The 19002-nt window shown below is 74.8% G+C and carries 14 protein-coding genes and 1 pseudogene; 9 read left to right on the forward strand and 6 right to left on the reverse strand.

The window, feature by feature from the left end; genetic code table 11:
* Window positions 1-3 precede the first annotated feature (3 nt).
* The 5 genes from FHU28_RS19190 to FHU28_RS19210 are packed head-to-tail and all read left to right on the forward strand — an operon-like array spanning window position 4 to window position 5659.
* On the forward strand, window positions 4-1575 hold the full coding sequence (locus FHU28_RS19190; RefSeq protein WP_184685923.1) for an amidohydrolase: 1572 nt from the start codon (window positions 4-6) through the stop codon (window positions 1573-1575).
* Window positions 1572-3131 (forward strand): lysine 5,6-aminomutase subunit alpha, encoded by a 1560-nt coding sequence (gene kamD / locus FHU28_RS19195; RefSeq protein ID WP_184685924.1) that lies wholly within the window; start codon window positions 1572-1574, stop codon window positions 3129-3131. Before FHU28_RS19190 ends, kamD begins: the two co-directional genes overlap by 4 nt.
* The gene (gene kamE, locus FHU28_RS19200) at window positions 3128-3883 is read left to right on the forward strand and encodes a lysine 5,6-aminomutase subunit beta (protein ID WP_184685925.1); all 756 of its coding nucleotides are present in this window, start codon (window positions 3128-3130) and stop codon (window positions 3881-3883) included. The genes kamD and kamE overlap by 4 nt, the downstream gene beginning before the upstream one ends.
* A complete protein-coding gene (kal, locus tag FHU28_RS19205; RefSeq protein WP_184685926.1) occupies window positions 3880-4272 on the forward strand; it encodes a 3-aminobutyryl-CoA ammonia lyase in 393 nt (130 codons plus the stop codon). Before kamE ends, kal begins: the two co-directional genes overlap by 4 nt.
* Window positions 4273-4324: 52 nt before the next feature.
* Window positions 4325-5659 carry a glutamate mutase L gene (locus tag FHU28_RS19210; protein ID WP_184685927.1) on the forward strand — a complete coding sequence of 445 codons (1335 nt, stop codon included), beginning with the start codon at window positions 4325-4327 and terminating at the stop codon, window positions 5657-5659.
* A 417-nt stretch (window positions 5660-6076) separates the two neighbouring features.
* On the opposite strand, the pseudogene FHU28_RS19215 reads toward FHU28_RS19210, so the two are convergent.
* The 3 genes and pseudogenes from FHU28_RS19215 to FHU28_RS19225 form a co-directional block, all read right to left on the reverse strand.
* Window positions 6077-6829, reverse strand: a pseudogene (locus FHU28_RS19215) (ABC transporter permease); the annotation flags it as partial.
* 23 nt (window positions 6830-6852) lie between these two features.
* Complete coding sequence (locus FHU28_RS19220) at window positions 6853-7821, reverse strand: ATP-binding cassette domain-containing protein (RefSeq protein ID WP_184685928.1); 969 nt, start codon at window positions 7819-7821, stop codon at window positions 6853-6855.
* A gap of 68 nt (window positions 7822-7889) precedes the next feature.
* On the reverse strand, window positions 7890-11000 hold the full coding sequence (locus FHU28_RS19225) for an ATP-binding protein (RefSeq protein ID WP_184685929.1): 3111 nt from the start codon (window positions 10998-11000) through the stop codon (window positions 7890-7892).
* Between the two features lie 129 nt (window positions 11001-11129).
* On the opposite strand from FHU28_RS19225, the gene lnt reads away from it, so the two are divergent.
* Genes lnt through FHU28_RS19240 form a run of 3 tightly spaced genes read left to right on the forward strand, consistent with a single transcriptional unit; the run spans window position 11130 to window position 14139 of the window.
* Window positions 11130-12728 carry an apolipoprotein N-acyltransferase gene (lnt, locus tag FHU28_RS19230; protein WP_184689708.1) on the forward strand — a complete coding sequence of 533 codons (1599 nt, stop codon included), beginning with the start codon at window positions 11130-11132 and terminating at the stop codon, window positions 12726-12728.
* Window positions 12729-12754: 26 nt separating this feature from the next.
* Complete coding sequence (locus FHU28_RS19235; RefSeq protein WP_184685930.1) at window positions 12755-13546, forward strand: polyprenol monophosphomannose synthase; 792 nt, start codon at window positions 12755-12757, stop codon at window positions 13544-13546.
* Window positions 13547-13599: 53 nt separating this feature from the next.
* On the forward strand, window positions 13600-14139 hold the full coding sequence (locus tag FHU28_RS19240) for an FxsA family protein (protein ID WP_184685931.1): 540 nt from the start codon (window positions 13600-13602) through the stop codon (window positions 14137-14139).
* A 923-nt stretch (window positions 14140-15062) separates the two neighbouring features.
* Here the strand turns inward: FHU28_RS19240 and FHU28_RS19245 are convergent.
* A complete protein-coding gene (locus FHU28_RS19245) occupies window positions 15063-15404 on the reverse strand; it encodes an RNA polymerase-binding protein RbpA (protein WP_007070998.1) in 342 nt (113 codons plus the stop codon).
* Between the two features lie 224 nt (window positions 15405-15628).
* Here FHU28_RS19245 and FHU28_RS19250 point away from each other — a divergent pair, with 224 nt between their 5' ends.
* Window positions 15629-17110, forward strand: coding sequence for a peptide MFS transporter (locus FHU28_RS19250; protein WP_184685932.1), 1482 nt, complete (start codon window positions 15629-15631; stop codon window positions 17108-17110).
* A gap of 6 nt (window positions 17111-17116) precedes the next feature.
* On the opposite strand, the gene FHU28_RS19255 is transcribed toward FHU28_RS19250, so the two are convergent.
* Both FHU28_RS19255 and FHU28_RS19260 read right to left on the reverse strand, forming a co-directional pair.
* Window positions 17117-17707: a pyridoxamine 5'-phosphate oxidase family protein gene (locus FHU28_RS19255; protein ID WP_184685933.1), complete on the reverse strand. Its 591-nt coding sequence runs from the start codon at window positions 17705-17707 to the stop codon at window positions 17117-17119.
* Window positions 17708-17767: 60 nt separating this feature from the next.
* Window positions 17768-18994 carry a hypothetical protein gene (locus FHU28_RS19260; RefSeq protein WP_184685934.1) on the reverse strand — a complete coding sequence of 409 codons (1227 nt, stop codon included), beginning with the start codon at window positions 18992-18994 and terminating at the stop codon, window positions 17768-17770.
* Window positions 18995-19002: the final 8 nt, after the last annotated feature.

Raw genomic sequence — 19002 nt, forward strand, 5'->3', positions numbered from 1 at the left:
ACCATGACGAACCCCTCGACGCTGTATCGCGGCGGAGTGCTGCACTGTCCGGCCGACCCGAGCGCGACCGCGCTGCTGGTGCGCGACGGGCGGATCGCCTGGCTGGGCACGGACGCGGACGCGCCGCGGGCGGAGCGGGTGGTGGAGCTGGGCGGTGCGCTGGTGACGCCGGCGTTCGTCGATGCGCACGTGCACGCGACGGATACCGGGTTGGCGTTGTCGGGGCTGGATCTGTCGGCGGTGCGGTCGGCGGGTGAGCTGCTGGAGGCGGTGTCGGCGTTCGCGGCGGGCCTGCCGGGTGATGCGGTGGTGCTGGGGCACGGCTGGGACGAGTCGGCCTGGGCGGACCCGTCGTTGCCGGACGCGGGGGCGCTGGACCGGGCGGCCGGTGGGCGGCGGGTGTATCTGTCGCAGGCGTCGATCCATTCGGCGCTGGTGTCGGCGGCGTTGCTGGCGGCGTGCCCGGAGGTGGTGTCGGCGGCCGGGTACGAGGCGTCGGGGTGGTTGCGGCGCGACGCGCACCATGTGGTGCGGGCGGCGGCGTTCGCGTCGGTGACGCGGGCGCAGCGGGTGGCGGCGCAGCGGCGGGCCCTGGAACACGCGGCGTCGTTGGGTGTCGCGGCGGTGCACGAGTGCGGTGGGCCGGACATCTCCGACGAGGAGGACTTCACCGGGCTGCTGGCGATCTCGGGGGCCGGGGTGCCGGAGGTGTACGGGTACTGGGGTGAGCTGCTGGGTGCGGCGAAGGCGCGGGAGCTGGGCGCGGTGGGCGCGGGTGGGGACCTGTTCGCCGACGGGGCGCTGGGGTCGCGGACGGCGCACGTGTCGGCGGCGTACCTGGACGGTGAGGCGGGGGCGTGCGGGCACGGGTACGTGTCGGCGGAGCAGGTCCGTGATCATCTGCTGGACTGTGCGGCGCACGGGTTGCAGGGCGGGTTCCACGCGATCGGGGACGCGGCGATCGGGACGGTGCTGGAGGGGTTCGGCCTGGCGGCGCGGTCGGTGGGCACGGACCGGTTGCGGGCGGCGCGGCACCGGGTGGAGCACGCGGAGATCATGAGCAAGGCGTTGATCGCCGGGTTCGTGGAGTACGGGATCGTGGCGTCGATGCAGCCGGCGTTCGACAGGTTGTGGGGCGGTGCGGGCCGGATGTACGAGTCGCGGCTGGGGTTGGCGCGGTCGCTGGAGTCGAATCCGATGGGCGCGATGCACGGTGTCGGGGTGGCGTTGGCGTTCGGGTCGGATTCGCCGGTGACGCCGCTGGATCCGTGGGGTTCGGTGCGGGCGGCGGCGGCGCATCACAATCCGGCGCAGCGGATGAGTGTGCGGGCGGCGTTCGCGGCGCACACGCGCGGTGGCTGGCGGGCGGTGCACCTGGACAACGAGGGTGTGCTGGCGTTGGGGGCGCCGGCGACGTTCGCGGTGTGGGACACCCCGGCGGGGGTGGAGCGAGGGCTGCCGGTGGTGCAGGCCGAGGATCCGGAGTTGCGGGGCGCGGACGATCCGACGCCGCTGCCGGTGTGCCGGGCCACTGTGTTGCGCGGTGACGTGATCTATCAGGAAGGGTCTTCGTGACAGGCAAGCTTGGGCTGGATCCGGCGTTGGTGGCGCGGGCGCGGGAGTTGGCGCGCCGGGCCGGGCAGCCGGTGGTGGATCTGGCGCGTAGCCACACGACGGTGTCGGTGGAGCGGGCGGTGCTGCGGCTGGCCGGGGTGACCGGCGCGGATCCGGACGGCATTCCGTGGGTGAACCGGCTCGTGGACGCGGTGGTCGCGGACGTGGGCCTGGGGCACGGGGTGGCGGCGCCGGTGTTCGACGCGCTGGCGCGGGAGGGCATCGCGGACGTGACGTTGCTGGCGCAGAAGGCGGCGGCCGGGTCGGTGCGGTTCGGGCAGCCGTCGGGCAAGGCGGCGACGGCGGCGCGGCGGGCGTCGCGCAAGGCGGTGGCGGCGGGGATCCGCAGCATCGACCGGCGGCGTGTGGAGCGGGACCGGCTCGTCAAGCGGTTCGGGGATCCGGCGCAGCGGCCGTGGATCTATCTGATCGTGGCGACGGGTGACATCTACGAGGACATTCCGCAGGCGCAGGCGGCGGCGCGGGCCGGCGCGGACGTGATCGCCGTGATCCGGTCGACGGGGCAGTCGCTGCTGGACTACGTGCCGGAGGGGGCGACCCGGGAGGGGTTCGCCGGCACGTACGCGACGCAGGAGAACTTCCGGCTGATGCGGGCGGCGCTGGACGAGTCGTCGAAGGAGCTGGGCCGGTACGTGCGGCTGACGAACTACGCGTCGGGTCTGTGCATGCCGGAGATGGCGACGCTGGCCGGCCTGGAGCGGCTGGACATGATGCTCAACGACTCGATGTACGGGATCCTGTTCCGCGACATCAACCCGATCCGGACGTTCGTGGACCAGCGGTTCTCGCGGCAGGTGCACGCGCGGGCGGGGATCATCATCAACACCGGTGAGGACAACTACCTGACCACCGCGGACGCGGTGGACGAGGCGCACACGGTGACGGTGTCGCAGCTGCTCAACGAGTTCTTCGCGCACGAGGCGGGGCTGGCGGACTGGCAGTTGGGGCTGGGGCACGCGTTCGAGATCAACCCGGATGTGCCGGAGTCGTTGCGGTTGGAGCTGGCGCACGCGTTGCTGGCGCGGGAGTTGTTCCCGGACGCGCCGTTGAAGTGGATGCCGCCGACGAAGCACATGACCGGGGACGTGTTCCGGGGCAATCTGCTCGACGGGTTCTTCAACCTGGTGGGCACGATGACCGGGCAGGGGATTCTGCTGGTCGGGATGATGACCGAGGCGGTGGTGACGCCGTGGTTGTCGGACCGGGACATCGCGTTGCAGAACGTGCGGTACGTGCTGGGCGCGGCGGGCGGGTTGCACGAGGACTTCGTGCCGGCGCCGGGCGGGTTCATCCAGGCGCGGGCGCACCGGGTGCTGGGTGAGGCGGTGGACCTGTTGGAGCGCATCGGGGACCAGTCGTTGCTGACGGCGATCGCCGAGGGCACGTTCGGGATCATGAAGCGGCCCGCGGACCGCGGGAAGGGCCTGGACGGGGTGGCGCGGCACGAGGCGGACTACTACAACCCGGCCACGGAGATCCTGGAGCAGACCCGGTGAGCGAGAAGACCGTTGTGCGGCCGTACGGGGACACCACCGGTGACGGCATGGTGCAGGTGTCGTTCACGTTGCCGGTGCCGCACGACAAGCGGGCCGAGGGCGCGGCGGTGCAGCTGGCAAACAAGATGGGCATGGACCCGGCGATGCTGGTGCACGCCAAGCCGATCGGTGACGGATTCACGTTCTTCGTGGTGTACGGGCGGGTGAACCACCTGGTGGACCTGGCGAAGGTGCAGGTGGTGGAGCGCGACTACCCGCTGCTGTCGGCCAAGGAGGTCAACGCGTTGGTGAAGCGGCAGCTGCGCCGCAAGCTGTCGGTGGTGGGCGCGTGCATCGGCACCGACGCGCACACCGTCGGCATCGACGCGATCCTCAACGTCAAGGGCATCGCCGGGGAGAAGGGCCTGGAGTACTACCGGGAGCTGAAGGTCACGAACCTCGGCGCGCAGGTGAGCGTGCCGGAGCTGGTCGAGGCGGCCCGGCGGGAACGCGCCGACGCGGTACTGGTGTCGCAGGTGGTGACGCAGCGCGACGCGCATCTGCACAACACGCGGGAGATGTCGGCGGCCTTCCGGGAAGCGATGCCGGCCGGGCGGCGGCCGCTGCTGATCGTCGGCGGGCCGAGGTTCGACGAGACGATGACCGGCGAGCTGGGCGTGGACCGGATCTTCGGCCGTGGCACCACTCCGGGCGAGGTCGCCAGTTACCTCGTCCACGCTTTGATCACTTCCAGGAAGGCGAACGTCGCATGAGCGATCCGCGTGTCGGTCTGACAGTCACCCACCGCCGGTACGTGCCGTACTCCCACGCCCACTACGCGGGGAACCTGGTCGACGGGGCGTACGCGCTGGGGTTGTTCGGGGACGTGGCCACCGAGGTGTGCATCCGCACCGACGGCGACGAGGGGTTGTTCGCGTCGTACTCGGATGTGCAGTTCCGGGCGCCGATGAAGGCCGGTGACGTGCTGGAGGTGACGGCGACGGTGACCCGGGTGGGCACGCGCAGCCGCACGATCGACTTCGCCGCGACGGTGGTGTGCCGGGGCCGCCCGGACAAGGGGGAGTCGGCCGCCGAGGTGCTCGACGAGCCGATCGTGGCGGTCACCGCGACCGGCTCGGTGGTCGTCCCGCCGTCGGCGTGAGCGCGAGGAGCGAGCCGGTGTTGCGAGCCCTGCGAACGAAGGGCAGCCCGGCGTGAGCGTCGTCGTCTGCGCCGACGTCGGGTCGACGTACACGAAGGCGGCGGTGGTGGACCTCGACGGCGGCCGCCTGGTCGCGGCGGCGTCGGCGCCGACGACTGTGGGCACGGATGTGCTGCACGGGCTGGACGCCGCGGTCGGCGCGGCCCTCGCGTCGGCCGGGGCCGGTGAGGCGCCCTGGTACGTGTGTTCGTCGGCCGGGGGTGGGCTGCGCCTGGCGGTGGTGGGTTACGAGCCGCTGGTGACCGCTCAGGCGGGCCGGCGGGTCGGTCTGTCGGCGGGCGCGAACGTGGTGCACGTGGCGGCGGGGCGACTGTCCGGGGCGGACGTGTCGGCGTTGCGGGCGGCCCGCCCGGACGTGGTGCTGCTCGTGGGCGGCACCGACGGCGGGGACGCCGAGACGGTGACGCACAACGCGACGCGGCTGGCGAAGGCCCGGTTCCGGGTGCCGGTGGTCCTCGCCGGCAACGCCGACGTGCGCGACGACCTGCACGCGTTGCTGGCCGCGGCGGGCGTGCCGGTGACGGTGGCGGGCAACGTGCTGCCCCGCATCGGGGTGCTGGAGCCGTCCTCGGCGCGGGCGGCGATCCGCGAGGTGTTTCTGCGGCACGTCATCGGCGGCAAGAGACTGTCCCGGGGTACCCGGTTCGCGCGGCTGGTCCGCGCCGCCACCCCGGACGCGGTGCTGACCGGCGTGGAGGTGCTCGCCGGCACCCTCGGCGGTGACCTGGCCGTGGTGGACGTGGGTGGCGCCACCACCGACGTGTACTCGGTGCTCACGCCCGACGAGCGGGACAGCGGCCCGAGTCAGGAGGTCGCCGGGACGCTGTGGCGGGCCCGTACCGTCGAGGGGGATCTGGGTATGCGGTGGAGCGCGCCGGGTGTGGTGCGCGCCGCGGTCGAGGAGCGGCTGCTCGACCCGGCCGACGAGGCGGAGCTGGCGGCCGCGGCGGCGCTGCGGGCCGCCGACCCGGGGTTCCTGCCCGCCGGTGACGGCGACCGGGCCGCGGACCGGCGCATCGCGGCGCTGGCGGCGACTGTGGCGTTGCGGCGGCACGCCCGGGGCGCGGCGACGGGGGAGCGGGCCGGGCGGGACCTGCGGGAGGTGAAGCTGCTCGTCGGTTCCGGTGGGGTGCTGCGGCACGCCGACCCGGGCGACGCGGCGGCGGTGCTCGACGCGGTGCTCACCGACCACGCGGGCGGGTGGGCGTTGCCGCGGGCGGCCCGCCCGGTCGTCGACGTGGACTACGTGCTGGCCGCCGCGGGGCTGCTCGCCGCCGACCATCCGGGTGCGGCGGCGGCGATGCTGCGCCGCCATCTGGGTGCCTGAACTGCGCTCGGGAATCGAGACGCGCCGACGCGACACGCCGTGTCGCAACACACGACAGGCCGGGGTAGGTTGACAGCGGCGGGGGTCCACGCCGTACCGTCTTTGAGTCCTACCACGGGAAGCGGCTGTTGTTCGCTTCGTCCCTTCGTCCGCTGGCCGAGCGACCGGAAGGTTGCGGCGGCCAGGTCCAGCGGGCGGGGGTCGGCGGGGCGGCGCGAACCGGTCGCGGTTACCGGTGTACGGGCAAGGTGAGAGGCACGGCCAGTAGACAACGGCCAGGCGGGGGCAGCCAGTCCACGTCGGGTCGGTCCGAAGGTCGGCGCCGATCGTCTTCGCCCCACCGGCCGGGAAGGGCCTGGGAGCATCGGGGCGCGGCTTCGGCCGCGCCCCGATTTCATCCCCCCGATTCCCCCGTCCGCGGCCCAGCCGCCGGTAGCGGCGCACCGCCGCCGGGGCGGCCACCGCGATCAGCGCCAGCGGCCAGGCGACCGCCAGTTCCAGCGCGTGCCGGGCCGGCCACGAGTCCCCGCCCAGGCCCGGGTTGCCGAACAGGTCCCGGGCCGCCGCCACCGTCGCCGACAGCGGGTTCCAGGCGGCGATCGCGCCCAGCCAGTCCGGCATCAGCTCCGGCGCCACGAACACGTTGGACAGGGCGGTCAGCGGGAACGCCAGCGGGAACACCACCACCGCGACCGTGTCCGGGTTCGGCACCAGCAGCCCGAACAGGATGCCCACCCAGGTCATCGCGACGCGCAGCAGCAGGATCAGCGCCACCGCGGCCAGCGCCGGGCCGACGCCGTCGCGCCACTGCCAGCCCACCAGCAGCCCGCACACCACCAGCGTGGTCATCTCCAGGCAGGCCCGTACCAGGTCGGCGCCGGCCCGGCCGGACAGCAGCGCCGAGCGGGCCATCGGCAGCGACCGGAACCGGTCCACCACGCCCCGGCCGGCGTCCACCGCGATCGCCGACGCGGTCGCGCCGAGGCCGTAGAGCATCGTCATCACGAACACCCCGGGCAGCAGGAACTCCCGGTAGTTGCCGCCGCCCGGCACGGCCATGCCGCTGCCGAACACGTAGCCGAACACCAGCACGAACATGATCGGCAGGCTGAAGTAGAGGATGATCTCCTCTGGGGCGCGGACCACGTGGCGCATGTTCCGCCCGGCCATCAACCACCCGTCGGCGAGCGCCCTCACGACGCCACCCCCACCCGCTGCGCGTCGGCGCCGGTGAGGCGCAGGAACGCCTCGTCCAGCGTCGGCCGGCGCACCAGCACGTCCTCCACCGCCACCCCGGCGTCGTCCAGGGCCCGCAGCACGGCGGTCAGCACGGCGATCCGGTCGGTCACCGGCGCGTCGACGCGGCGCAGCTCGGCGTCCACCGTCACCGCCGTGCCGGTGGCGCGTTCCACCACGGCGGCCGCGGCGGGCAGGTCCGCCGCGTCGCGGACCACCAGCTCCAGCCGGTCGGCGCCGATGCGGGCCTTCAGCCGCTCCGGGGTGCCCTCGGCGACCACCCGGCCGGAGTCGATGACGCACACCCGGTCGGCGAGGTGGTCGGCCTCCTGCAGGTACTGGGTGGTCAGCAGCACGGTGGTGCCGTCGGCGACGAGTTCCCGCACCGCCGACCACAGACCGTTGCGGCTGCGCGGGTCCAGGCCGGTGGTCGGCTCGTCGAGGAACAGCACCCGCGGCGGCACCACCAGGCTGGCCGCCAGGTCCAGGCGGCGGCGCATCCCACCGGAGTAGCCGCCGGCCGACCGGTCGGCCGCCTCGGTCAGGCCGAAGCGGTCCAGCAGCTCGTCGGCGCGGCGGCGGGCCCGGCGCGCGGACAGCCGCCGGAGCCGGCCGAACAGCACCAGATTCTGCCGCCCGCTGAGCACCTCGTCGACAGCCGCGTACTGGCCGGTCAGGCTGATCGCGGCACGGACCCGGCCCGGGTCGGTGGCGACGTCGTGCCCGGCCACCCGGGCCCGGCCGGCGTCGAAGCGCAGCAGCGTGGTGAGGATCCGCACCGCAGTGGTCTTGCCGGAGCCGTTGGGGCCGAGCACCCCGTACACGGTGCCGGCCGGCACGGCCAGGTCGAAGCCGTCCAGGGCGGTGGTTCGGCCGTACCGTTTTCGTATCCCGTCGGCCAGCACGGCCGTCGTGTCGTCGGTCATGCCGGTCAGCGTCACCGGCGCCGCTGACCGGGCGCGTACCGCGCGCGCACCGGGCCGCGCCGCGCCGGTCAGCGCCCGTCGACCAGCGCCAGCGCCCGCTGCCGGGGCAGGTTCGCGCCCCGGGCGTACGCGCTGGCGAATGCCGCCTCACCCAGGTGTTCCCGCAGCGTGACGGCGGTGGGTGTGCCGGCCGGGGCGTCGGCGGCGCCGGTGCCGGCCAGCAGCGCCGCCGCCGCGCCCAGCAGCCGGGCCGCCGACTCGGGGTCGCCGTCGCGCAGCAGCGGCCCGGCCAGCCCGTCGGCCGCCGCGGCGACCACCGGCACGTCCCACACGCCGACACCGGCGGTGAGGACCTGCCGGTAGTGGGCGCGGGCCGCAGCCGGGTCGCCGGTGGCGTCGGCGAGCTGCCCGAGCGTCACCAGCGCCGCGAGCCGCACCACATCGGCGCCGAACCAGCCCGACGGGCATTGCGCGACCGCCCGTTCGCACAACGTCCGCGCCCGCTGCGGGTCGCCGTCGCGGCGGGCGATCTCGCCGAGCCCCAGGTACGCGGCGGCGACCAGCTCCGGCGCGCCGGCCGGCCCGGCGATGCGCCGCACCCGCCCGAAGTCCTCGGCCGCGCCGGTCAGGTCACCGGCGGCGAGCCGCCCGTCGGCGCGGGTCCGCAGCAGTTCCGCCAGGTCCAGGGTGGAGCCGAGCTGCTCGGCCAGCTCCAGGGCCTCCGCCATCGGCGCGGCCGCCGACGCGACGTCACCGGTGCGGTAGGCCGCCTCGGCGTGGGTGGACAGCGTCACGATCATGCCCCAGCGGTCGTCGAGGGCCCGGAAACCGGCCAGCGCGCCGTCCAGGTCGGCGCGGGCCTGGGTGTGACGGCCGTGCAGCAGACTGACCATCGCGGTGCCCAGCATGCCCAGCGCCCGGCTCCACGGGTCGGCGCCGAGCAGCCGGTCCCGGACGGCCTGCTCGTGCAGCGCCGCCGCGTCCTGCGGCGACGGGGGGCCGCTGGCCATGCCGGACAGGTAGAGCAGGAACGGATGCCGGGGCGGCCGGGCCATGGTCCACAGGATCCGCGACGCGGCGTCGACCTCGCTGCGCTCGCCGCCACCGGCGAGCGTGGCGATCAGCAGCGTCAGCGCGTACTCCTCGGCCAGGCCGTCGGGCGGGCCGTCGAGCCGGTCGACCAGCCGCCGGGCCAGCGCCGCGCCGTCCCCGCGCAGGCCCCGCAGCCACCAGTAGAACGTCAGCGCCGCGACCAGCCGCAACCCGGTGGCGGTGTCCGCGTGCCGCAGCGCCGCGTGCAGGTCGTCGCGGGCGGCGTCGAGGCGGCGCAGCCACCGCTCCTGGCCGCCGCCGCGCAGCGCCGCGTCGCCGGCCTGTGCCAGGTCCAGGTAGTACGCGGCGTGCGCGTCGCGGATCCGTCCGGTCTCGCCGCGCTCGGCCAGCCGGGCGGCGGTGAACTCGCGGATCGTCTCCAGCATCCGGTACCGGCCACCGGTCGCCTCGACCAGCGACTTGTCCACCAGACCGGCGAGCACGTCCAGGACGTCACCGCCGTCCGGCGCGCACACCGCCTGCACGGCGGCCAGGTCGGCGGCGCCGGCGAACACGCTCATCCGGGCGGCCAGCAGCCGTTCCGGCTCGTCGAGCAGGTCCCAGCTCCACCCGACGACCGCCTCCAGCGTGCGGTGGCGGGGCGCGGCGGTGCGGTCGCCGCGGCGCAGCAGCCGGAACCGGTCGTCCAGCCGGGCCGCGACCTGCGAAACCGGCAGGGCCCGCAGCCGCGCCGCCGCCAGCTCCAGGGCCAGCGGCAGCCCGTCGAGGGTGCGGCAGATCCGCAGCACCGCCGGGGTGGTGTCGGCGTCGAGGATGAACCCGGGCGCCACGTCGGCGGCCCGGTCGGCGAACAGCCGCACCGCCGGGTACGCGGCGGCCGTCTCCGGTGTGCTCGGCGCGTCCGGGATGGCGAGGCCGCCGACCGGGCACAGCGCCTCACCGGTGAGGCCCAACGGCTCCCGGCTGGTGGCCAGCACCCGCAGTCCGGGGGCAGCGGCGAGCAGCCGGGCGGTCAGCCGGGCCGCGTCGTCGATGACGTGCTCACAGTTGTCGAGCACCAGCAGCAGGCGCCGGCCGGCCAGCGCCGCCACCAGCCGGTCGGTGAGGTCGCGGGGCCCGTCGGGGGCCCGCAGCCCGGCGTCGCGCAGGTCCAGCGCGGTCAGCACCGCCGACGCGACCGGCGAGCCGGGCGTCACCGCGGCCAGCTCCACCAGGCACACCGTCCCGTCGTGCCGGGCCGCCGCGGTGGTGGCCAGCCGGGTCTTGCCGGCGCCGCCGGGCCCGTGCAGCGTCACCAGCCGCGCCGAGGCGAGCAGCTCCTGGACGCGCCGCAGCTCCCGTTCCCGGCCGACGAAGCTGGTCAGCGGGGTGGGCAGGCGCGCCGGTGGCGCGGGGTCGTCGCGCAGCAGCGTGGCGTGCAACGCGACCAGCTCCGCGGACGGGTCGGCGCCCAGCTCCTCGGCGAGCACCCGGCGGGCGTCGGCGTACGCGGCGAGGGCCTCGGCGCGGCTGCCCGCGCCGTGCAGGGCGCGCATCAGCAGACCGTGCAGCTGCTCCCGCAGCGGATGCGCCGCCACCAGGGCCCGCAGCTCGGCGATCAGCGGCGCGCCGGGTGGCGCGAGCGCCAGGTCCGCCGCCACGCGGTCCTCGATCGCCGCCAGGCGCAGCTGGCGCAGCCGGGCCGCCTCGGCGTCGGCGAACGGCGCCCCGGTGACGTCGGCCAGCGGTTCGCCGCGCCACAGGTCGAGCGCTTCGCGCAGCAGCGCCGCCGCGCCGCGCGGATCGCCGTCGGCGAGCGCCGCCCGTCCCGCTGCGGCCAGCCGGGTGAACCGGTGTACATCCACCCGCTGCGGGTCGACGGCCAGCCGGTAACCGGCCGGGCCGAACTCGATGTGCGCGCCGGGCAGCAGCCGCCGTAGCCGCGACACCTGCGACTGCAGGGCGTTCGCGGCCTGCTCGGGGGGCCGGTCGCCGTAGACGCCGTCGATGAGCCGCCGCGGCGGCACGGTGCGGTCGGCGTCGAGCAGCAGCAGCACCAGCAGGGCGCGTAGCCGCTCACCGGCGACGGGAAGCGCGCTGCCGTCGGCCGCGTACGCCTGCGTCGCGCCGAGCACACCGAACCGCATGGGCCCGATTGTCGCCTGCCGGGGCGCGCGGCGGCACGTCCCACCCCGCCGGTGGCGCGCCCCACACCGGTTCGGCCCGGCGCCGCCGCGGGCGGGTAGCCTTCGGCCCGTGATCGTGGTGAGGTGCCGGTGACGATGCTGGACCGGGAACAGCCGCGTGCCACCGACGGGGCACGCGGCGACGGCGGCGCGCTGCCGCTGACGCTGGCCGTGCCGGCCGCCGTGCTGGCCGGGGTGGCGCTGCTGCTGGCGTTCCCGCCGTACGGGATGTGGCCGCTGGCGCCGGTGGGGGTGGCGTTGCTGGCCGCCGCCGCGCACCGGCGGCGGTTGCGCGCCGGCGCGGGGCTGGGCTTCCTCACCGGTGTGGCGCTGTTCGCGCCGCTGCTGGAATGGACGAACCTGCACACCGGCTACCTGCCGTGGGCGCTGCTGTCGCTGCTGCAGGCCGCCTACCTGGCGCTGCTGGGCGCCGCCACCGCCTGGGTGTCGCCGCTGGCCGACCGCCACCGGGCGGCGTGGCCGCTGCTCACCGGCGTGCTGTGGGTGGCGCAGGAGGCGTTGCGCGACCGGACCCCGTTCGGCGGGTTCCCGTGGGGGCGGCTGGCGTTCAGCCAGGACACGTCGCCGCTGCTGCGGCTGGCCGCGCTCGGCGGCGCGCCGCTGGTCACGTTCGCGGTAGCGGTCGCCGGCGGGATCCTGGTCGCCGTGGCCTGGCGGGACTGGCGTCGCGCGCCCGGGCAGTGGCGGCCGGTGGCCGGGCTCACCGCCGCGCTGGTCGCGCTGCTCGCCGCCGGACCGGCAGTGCCGGCCGAGGTACGCGGCGCGGGCGGCACCGTCACCGTCGCGATCGTGCAGGGCAACGTGCCGCGCCTCGGGCTGGACTTCAACGCGCAGCGGCAGGCGGTGCTGAACAACCACGTCGACGCCACGCTGGAGCTGGCCGAGCGGGTCACCGAGGGCGGGCAGCCCCGCCCCGACCTGGTGGTGTGGCCGGAGAACTCCAGCGACATCGACCCGCTGCGCAACCCGGGCGCGGGCGAGCGGATCGCCCAGGCCGCCGACGCGATCGGCGCGCCGATCCTGGTCGGCGCGGTGCTCGCCGGACCGGAACCGGGGCAGGTGCGCAACGTGGGGCTGCTGTGGCGGCCCGGCGCCGGCGTCGACCTGGACCAGACGTACGTCAAGCGGCATCCGGTGCCGTTCGCCGAGTACGTGCCGCTGCGTTCGGTCGCCCGCATGGTCAGCTCGCAGGTCGACCGGGTCAGCTCCGACTTCGTGCCCGGTGACCGGCCCGGCGTGGTGGACGCCGGCGCGGCGGTCCTCGGCGACGTGATCTGCTTCGAGGTCGCCTACGACGGGATCGTCCGGGACACCGTGACCGGCGGCGCGCAGCTGCTGGTGGTGCAGACAAACAACGCCACGTTCGACGTGGCCGAGGCCCGCCAGCAGCTGGCCATGGTGCGGTTGCGGGCGGTGGAACACGGCCGGGCCGCGTTGATGGCCTCCACGGTCGGGGTGTCCGGGTTCATTTCCCCCGACGGGCGGGTAGACGGTGCGACCGGGTTCAACACCGCCGCGGTGGTGGTGCGGCAGATGGAACTCGGCAACGGGCGTACCCCGGCGACGACGGCCGGGGTGTGGCCGGAGGTGGCGCTCACGGCGCTGGCGGTCGCGGCCCTGGTCGGCGCGGCCGTGCTGCGCCGCCGCCGGGAGGTCGCTCCCGGCTGAGCCGACGAGCGGGAGGCGGTGCGACGGTGGGTGTGGTAGCCGACAGGCGGACGGCCGGCCATCCCGGTGTGGGACGGGTCCTCGTGGTCGTCCCCACCTACAACGAGGCCGACAACGTCGGGCGCATCGTCGCCCGGGTACGCGCGGCGGCGCCGGCTGTCGACGTGCTCGTCGCCGACGACAACAGCCCCGACGGCACCGGCGCGATCGCCGACTCCCTCGCCGGGAACGACCCGCGGGTGCACGTGCTGCACCGGGCGGGCAAGGAAGGGCTGGGCGCGGCCTACCTGGCCGGTTTCGCCTGGGCCCGGGCACGCGGCTACGACGCGGTGGTGGAGATGGACGCCGACGGCTCGCACGCGCCGGAGGACCTGCCGGCGCTGCTGGACGCCGCCCGCGACGCCGACGTGGTGATCGGCTCCCGGTGGACCCGCGGCGCGCGGGTGCTGAACTGGCCGTGGCGGCGGCTGCTGCTGTCACGCGTCGGCAACCTGTACGCGCGGCTGGCGCTGGGCATGCCGGTCAGCGACGCCACCGGCGGCTACCGGGTGTACCGGCGCAGCGCGCTGGACGCCATCGACCTGGACTCGGTGCGCTCCCAGGGGTACGCGTTCCAGGTGGAGTTGTCCCGGCTGGCGCACCGCGCCGGGGTACGCATCGTGGAGGTGCCGATCACGTTCGCCGAGCGGGAACACGGCGACAGCAAGATGAGCCCGCTGATCGTGGTGGAGGCGCTGTGGCGGGTCACCCGGTGGGGGCTGCGGGACCGCCTGGCGACAGTGCAGGCCCGCCCGGACGCGCTCGCCCGCTGGCCTTGAGCCGGGGCGTGTCATGCTTGAGGGGCGTGATGACCCCGGGCGGATGAGGTGAGATGCGCCGAGGACTGAAGTACGTACCACCGGCCCTGCTGCTGCTGTCGCTGCTGGAGCTGGCCGTTTTCGTGCTGGTCGGCCGGGCTGTCGGGTTCGGCGCGGCGGTGCTGCTGGTGTTCGGGGCGTCCCTGCTGGGCCTGGTGCTGCTGCGCCGCGAAGGCATGCGGGCGTGGCGCGGATTCCGGGCCGCGGCGCAGGCCGGCCGACCGCCGGGCCCCGAGGTGACCGACGGGCTGGTGGGTCTGCTGGGTGCGCTGCTGCTGGCGATGCCGGGCCTGGTCAGCGGCGTGGTGGGCCTGCTGTTGCTGCTGCCGCCGCTGCGCCGGGTGGCCGGCGGCGGGGTGCGCCGGGCCACCGAGCGGCGCGTGTCGTCGATGGTCGCCGGTGACCTGTTCGGGCCGCGCCGGGTACGGGTGTACCGGGGCGCGCCGCAGCCGAGCCCGCAGCCCACACCGTCGCCGTCGCCCGGTCCTGCGCCTTCGCCCCAGCCGGTCACCGACCCGGGCAAGGCCATCGAGGGCGAGATCGTCGACCGCTGACGCGCGCCCCCGCGCCATTGGCTTGATCAACTCCACTTCGCCGAGGTGGCGGCATCAGACCGCGCCCGACCACGCCACCTCCCCGAACTGACGGCCCGTTCACCGACCCAACACCCGGATTTGCTCACGTGCGGCGAATCAGCCGTCCAGGGCCTCCCGCCCGTCCCATGATTGACACCATTTCGGGGAGGTGGGGACATCAGGGCACGCCCGACCCCGCCACCTTCCCGAAATGGCGGTCCGACGCTCGATTTGGCAGGGCGAGCCCCGCCCTCACCCACCGACCGGCGCGCGGGTAACGGGTCGTCGCCAAGGAGCCCGTGCACGGGTGGTCCGCTCGCATGATCAACACCAGCTTGGCGAAGTGGTGGCATCACCGCGGTCCGGATACACCCACCTCCCCGAGGTGGGCCCATTCACCGGCCGGCGGGCGAATCGACTCGACGCGCGGCGGATCAGCCGTCCGCGGTCACCCCCCGCCCCATGATCGGCACCAGTTCGGGGAAGTGGCGGGCTGACAGTGAGTTGGCACGGCGGATCGGCCCTCAGAGGGAGCCCGCCCTCACCTGCCCGACCTCATGATCGACGCCAGCTCGGCGAAGTGGTGGCATCACTGCCGCCCGGATACACCCACCTCCCCGAACTGGCGGCCGGGTTGCCGGCCAGGCGCGCGAGTCGACACCACGCGCGGCGGATCGCCGCCCATGGCGCGCGAGCCAGCACCACGGGCGGCGGATCAGCGGCCCACGCCCCTGCCGGCCCGTGCCAGCCCTGCCCGGCCCCGTGATCAAACACCGGATCGGGGGAGTGGTGGCATCACCGTGGCCCGGATACCGCCATCTCCCCGAAGTGGCGACTGTCCTCACCCGGGCAGCGAAACGCCCCCGGGTGATCCCGGGGGCGCTTTCGGTCGTGCGGGATGCTCAGGCGCGGCCGCGGCGGGTCCGGACCTCCTGGAGCCGCTCGGCGAGGATGTCCTCCAGCTCGGCGATCGAGCGCCGCTCCAGCAGCATGTCCCAGTGCGTACGCGGCGGCTTGGCCTTCTTCTGCTCCGGCTCGGTGCCGTCGACCAGGCGGGCGACGCTGCCGTCGAACTTGCACTCCCAGGTCGTCGGGACCTCGGCGTCGACGGCGAAAGGCACCTCGAACTGGTGGCCCTTGGCGCAGAGGTACTCGCGGGTCTGGCGCGGCGCGAGCTCCGTGTTGCGGTCGGATTCGTAGCTGACCGCGCCCAGCCGGCTACCGCGCAGCATGCGCTCGCCCATGATCGACTTCCCCTCGTCCGTGGTGCTGGTCTTCAGGTGTAACGGCCGGTCACCGTTCGCCCATTCCCCACCCACGACGGCAGGGCCGTACGCGGGTCGGAGGAACCAAGGGTAACCGGCCATGACAGCTGCCCGGCGGGGTCGTCCCCGGCCGGGCCGAATCGGTGGAGTGTTTCGCCTGCCAACGGGGATGTTAGCCACCTGTTTGCGTGCCGGAGGTGACGATGAGCAGTGACGCGCCGGTAGGGGCCCGACCACCCGCCGGGAAGACCTTCTTCGGTCATCCCCGTGCGCTGTCCACGCTCTTCCTCACCGAGATGTGGGAGCGGTTCAGCTTCTACGGCATGCGGGCGATCCTGGTGCTGTACCTGACCGCCGCGGTCGCCGACGGCGGCCTCGACATCGACGAGTCCAGCGCCAACGCCGTGTACGGCACCTACAACGCCATGGTCTACCTGATGGCGCTGCCCGGCGGCTGGGTGGCCGACCGGCTGATCGGCGCGCGGCGCAGCGTGCTGTGGGGCGGCGTGGTGATCGCCGCCGGCCACTATGTGATGGCGATCCCCACCGGGTGGAGCGTGTTCGCCGGCATGGCGCTGATCGTGGTGGGCACCGGCCTGCTCAAACCGAACATCTCCACCATGGTCGGTGACCTGTACGAGCGGGATTCGCCGCGCCGCGACGCCGGGTTCTCCATCTTCTACATGGGCATCAACCTGGGCGCGTTCATCGCGCCGCTGATCACCGGCTTCCTCGGCGAGAAGATCAACTGGCATCTGGGGTTCGGCGCCGCAGCGGTCGGCATGACCTTCGGCGTGCTCCAGTACGTGCTGGGCCGCCGCAACCTCGGCGACGCGGGCGCCCGCCCGGCGGACCCGCTGCTCGGCGCGGACCGGCGGCGCGCGCTGACCCGCATCGGCGTGGCGAGCGTCGTGGTGCTCGCGGCGCTGCTGGTGCTGCTGCTGGCGGGCTGGTTCACCGTCGACACGGTGGTCAACCTGCTGACCGTGGTGACGGTGCTGGTGACAGTCGGCTACTTCGCGCGGATCCTCACCGACCGGGAGATCAGCAGCACCGAACGCAGCCGGATGAAGGCGTACGTGTGGCTGTTCCTGTTCGCCGCCTCGTTCTGGCTCATCTACGACCAGGCCGGGTCGGTGCTGAACATCTTCGCCGCCGATCAGACCGACCGCTCGGTGGGCGGGTTCACCTTCCCGGCGTCCTGGCTGCAGTCGGTGAACCCGATCCTCATCATCATCGGCGCGCCGCTGGCCGCCGCACTGTGGCTCAAGCTCGGGCACCGGGTGTCCACGCCCACGAAGTTCGCGGTCGGCCTGGTGCTCAACGGTCTGTCGTTCGTGCTGATGGCCGCCGCCGCGCGGGCCGCCGTCGGCGGCGACCTGGTCTCACCGCTGTGGCTGGTCGCGGTGTACGCGATCCAGGTCGCCGGTGAGCTGTCGCTGAGCCCGGTCGGCCTGTCCGCCACCACGAAACTGGCCCCGGTCAAGTACGCCAGTCAGATGCTGGGCCTGTGGTTCCTGGCCACCGCTGTCGGCGACGCCATCGGCGGCCAGGTGGCCCGGCTGGCCGACGCCTGGTCGCAGCCGGTGTACTTCCTGACCTTCGGGCTGGCCTCGGTGGTGCTGGGCCTGGCCGCGGTGATGTTCACCCGCCAGATCCGGAACCTGATGGGCGGCATCCACTGACCGGACTCACACCACCGGGGTGGGCGGCAACGGCAGCGGCAGGCCGGGCAGCCCGTCGATGCTGGTGGCGACGTGGTCCTTGCCGGCGAAGTACGCGCTCAGCGACGTGTCGTCCTCCCGGGCGAACCGGCGTTCGTGCAGGTCCCGGTCGGCGTCGTACGTCATGAACGGCACCGCGTAGCCGCAGGTGTCGCGGATCAGCTCGGCGTGCACGACGATGACCGCGCGCAGCCCGTGCGGGCCGGGGTCGATGTCGGGGAAGTGCCGCAGCAGGCCGGCCCAGCGGCTGTCGTCGCGGAACACCGGCTCGCCGCGCCCGTGGACCCGCACGATGTTCGGCGGGCCGGTGAACGCGCACCACATCAGCGTGATCCGGCCGTTCTCCCGCAGGTGGGCGATGGTCTCGGCGTTGCTGCCGGCGAAGTCCAGGTACGCCACTGTGTGCTCGTCGAGCACCGCGAAGCAGCCGCGCAGCCCTTTCGGGGACAAGTTGACGGTGCCGTCACCGGACAGCGGGGCGGTGGCGACGAAGAACATCGGCTGCGCCTCGATGAAGTCCCGCAGCCGGCCGTCGATGCGCTCGTATGTCTTTCCCATGCCCCGATCATCGCCGCCGGCACAGGTTCGGCGCTGCCCCGTTCCCAGCCCGTGGCGCGGTCAGCCGGTGCGCGTACCGAGCCGCGCCAGCGCTGTCGCCAGGTCACTGACCTGGTCGGCGAGCTGCCCCGCGCGCCGCTGCGCGGCGTCCCGGTCCGCCTCGATCACGGCCGTGCGCGCGGCCAGTTCGGCCGCCCGGGCCTCGGCGGCGCTCACGGCCCGCCGCGCGTCGGCCAGCTCCGCGGCGAGCGCGTCCCGCTCGGCGGTACGGGCCGTAGCCTGCTCCACCGCGGCGGCCACATCGGCGCGGGACCGTTCGACGGCAGCGGCAGCCTCGGCGCGGACCGCTTCGACCGCGGCGCTCGCCTCGGCGCGGACGCGCTCCAGCGCCGCCTCCACGTCGGCGCGGGCCGCGTCGGCCCGGTCCCGCTCGGCGTGAGCCTGCCGAGCGGCGGTGGCCTCGGCGTCGGCGCGTTCGGCTGCGGTCCGGGCCGCGCGCTCCGCCTCGGTGGCCCGCCCCTGGGCGGCCTGCGCGTCGGCGCGCGCCCGGTCGGCCTCGGCGCGGGACTGCTCGGCCCGGTCCAGGGCCTCGGCTGCGGAACGGGTGGCCCGCTCGGCGTCGGCGCGGGCGGTGTCCCGTTCGGCGGTCAGCTCGGCGACGCGGCGGCGTTCGGCGTCGCGCTCGGCGCGTACCGTGCGCAGGTCGTGCCGGGCGGCGTCGCGGTCGCGTTCGGCCTGCACCCGCAGCGCCTGGGCCGCACCGGCCTCGGCGCGGGCGGCGTCGCGGGTGTTCTCGGCGGCGGTGGCCCGCTCGGCGGCAGCGGCGGCCGACGCCTCCGCCCGCTCGGCCCGGTCGGCGGCGGCGTCGCGTTCGGCGTAGGCGGCGCGGGCCTGCTGCCGTTCGCGCGCCGCCGTCGCGGCGGCGTCCTCGGCCTCGTGGCGGGCCTCGTCGCGTTCGGCGTGCGCGGCCGCCACCTGCGCCGACGTCTCCGCGCGCAGCTCGGCGAGCTGGCGTTCCACACCGGCCGGGGACAGTTCGGCGTGCAGCGCCTCGGTGAGCGTCTCCACGATCTGGTCGAGCCGGTCCACCGCCTCCCAGGTGCGCGCCACCTGCCCGGGCAGGCCGGGGGAGTTGCGGTGACGCATCCGCGAGTTGCGTGCGGCTCGCTGGCAGGTGCCGTCGTTGTCCCGGCAGTAGCGGAACGGGCGGCCCGCGCCGACGCGTTGCGGCACGTCGCGTCCGCAGTGGGCGCAGGGGCGGGTGTCGGTGGCGGGCTCGGCGTCCATCGGGGGCG

The sequence above is a fragment of the Micromonospora echinospora genome (assembly GCF_014203425.1).
Taxonomy (GTDB): Bacteria; Actinomycetota; Actinomycetes; order Mycobacteriales; family Micromonosporaceae; genus Micromonospora; species Micromonospora echinospora_A.

Bases quoted from the DNA above. Each gene is read 5' to 3' on its own strand.
- FHU28_RS19255 (WP_184685933.1), bottom strand. From the start codon at position 17,707: ATGGGAAAGACATACGAGCGCATCGACGGCCGGCTGCGGGACTTCATC.
- FHU28_RS19240 (WP_184685931.1), top strand. From the start codon at position 13,600: ATGCGCCGAGGACTGAAGTACGTACCACCGGCCCTGCTGCTGCTGTCG.
- FHU28_RS19225 (WP_184685929.1), bottom strand. From the start codon at position 11,000: ATGCGGTTCGGTGTGCTCGGCGCGACGCAGGCGTACGCGGCCGACGGC.
- FHU28_RS19190 (WP_184685923.1), top strand. From the start codon at position 4: ATGACGAACCCCTCGACGCTGTATCGCGGCGGAGTGCTGCACTGTCCG.
- FHU28_RS19220 (WP_184685928.1), bottom strand. From the start codon at position 7,821: ATGACCGACGACACGACGGCCGTGCTGGCCGACGGGATACGAAAACGG.
- kal (WP_184685926.1), top strand. From the start codon at position 3,880: ATGAGCGATCCGCGTGTCGGTCTGACAGTCACCCACCGCCGGTACGTG.
- FHU28_RS19260 (WP_184685934.1), bottom strand. From the start codon at position 18,994: ATGGACGCCGAGCCCGCCACCGACACCCGCCCCTGCGCCCACTGCGGA.
- FHU28_RS19250 (WP_184685932.1), top strand. From the start codon at position 15,629: ATGAGCAGTGACGCGCCGGTAGGGGCCCGACCACCCGCCGGGAAGACC.
- FHU28_RS19245 (WP_007070998.1), bottom strand. From the start codon at position 15,404: ATGGGCGAGCGCATGCTGCGCGGTAGCCGGCTGGGCGCGGTCAGCTAC.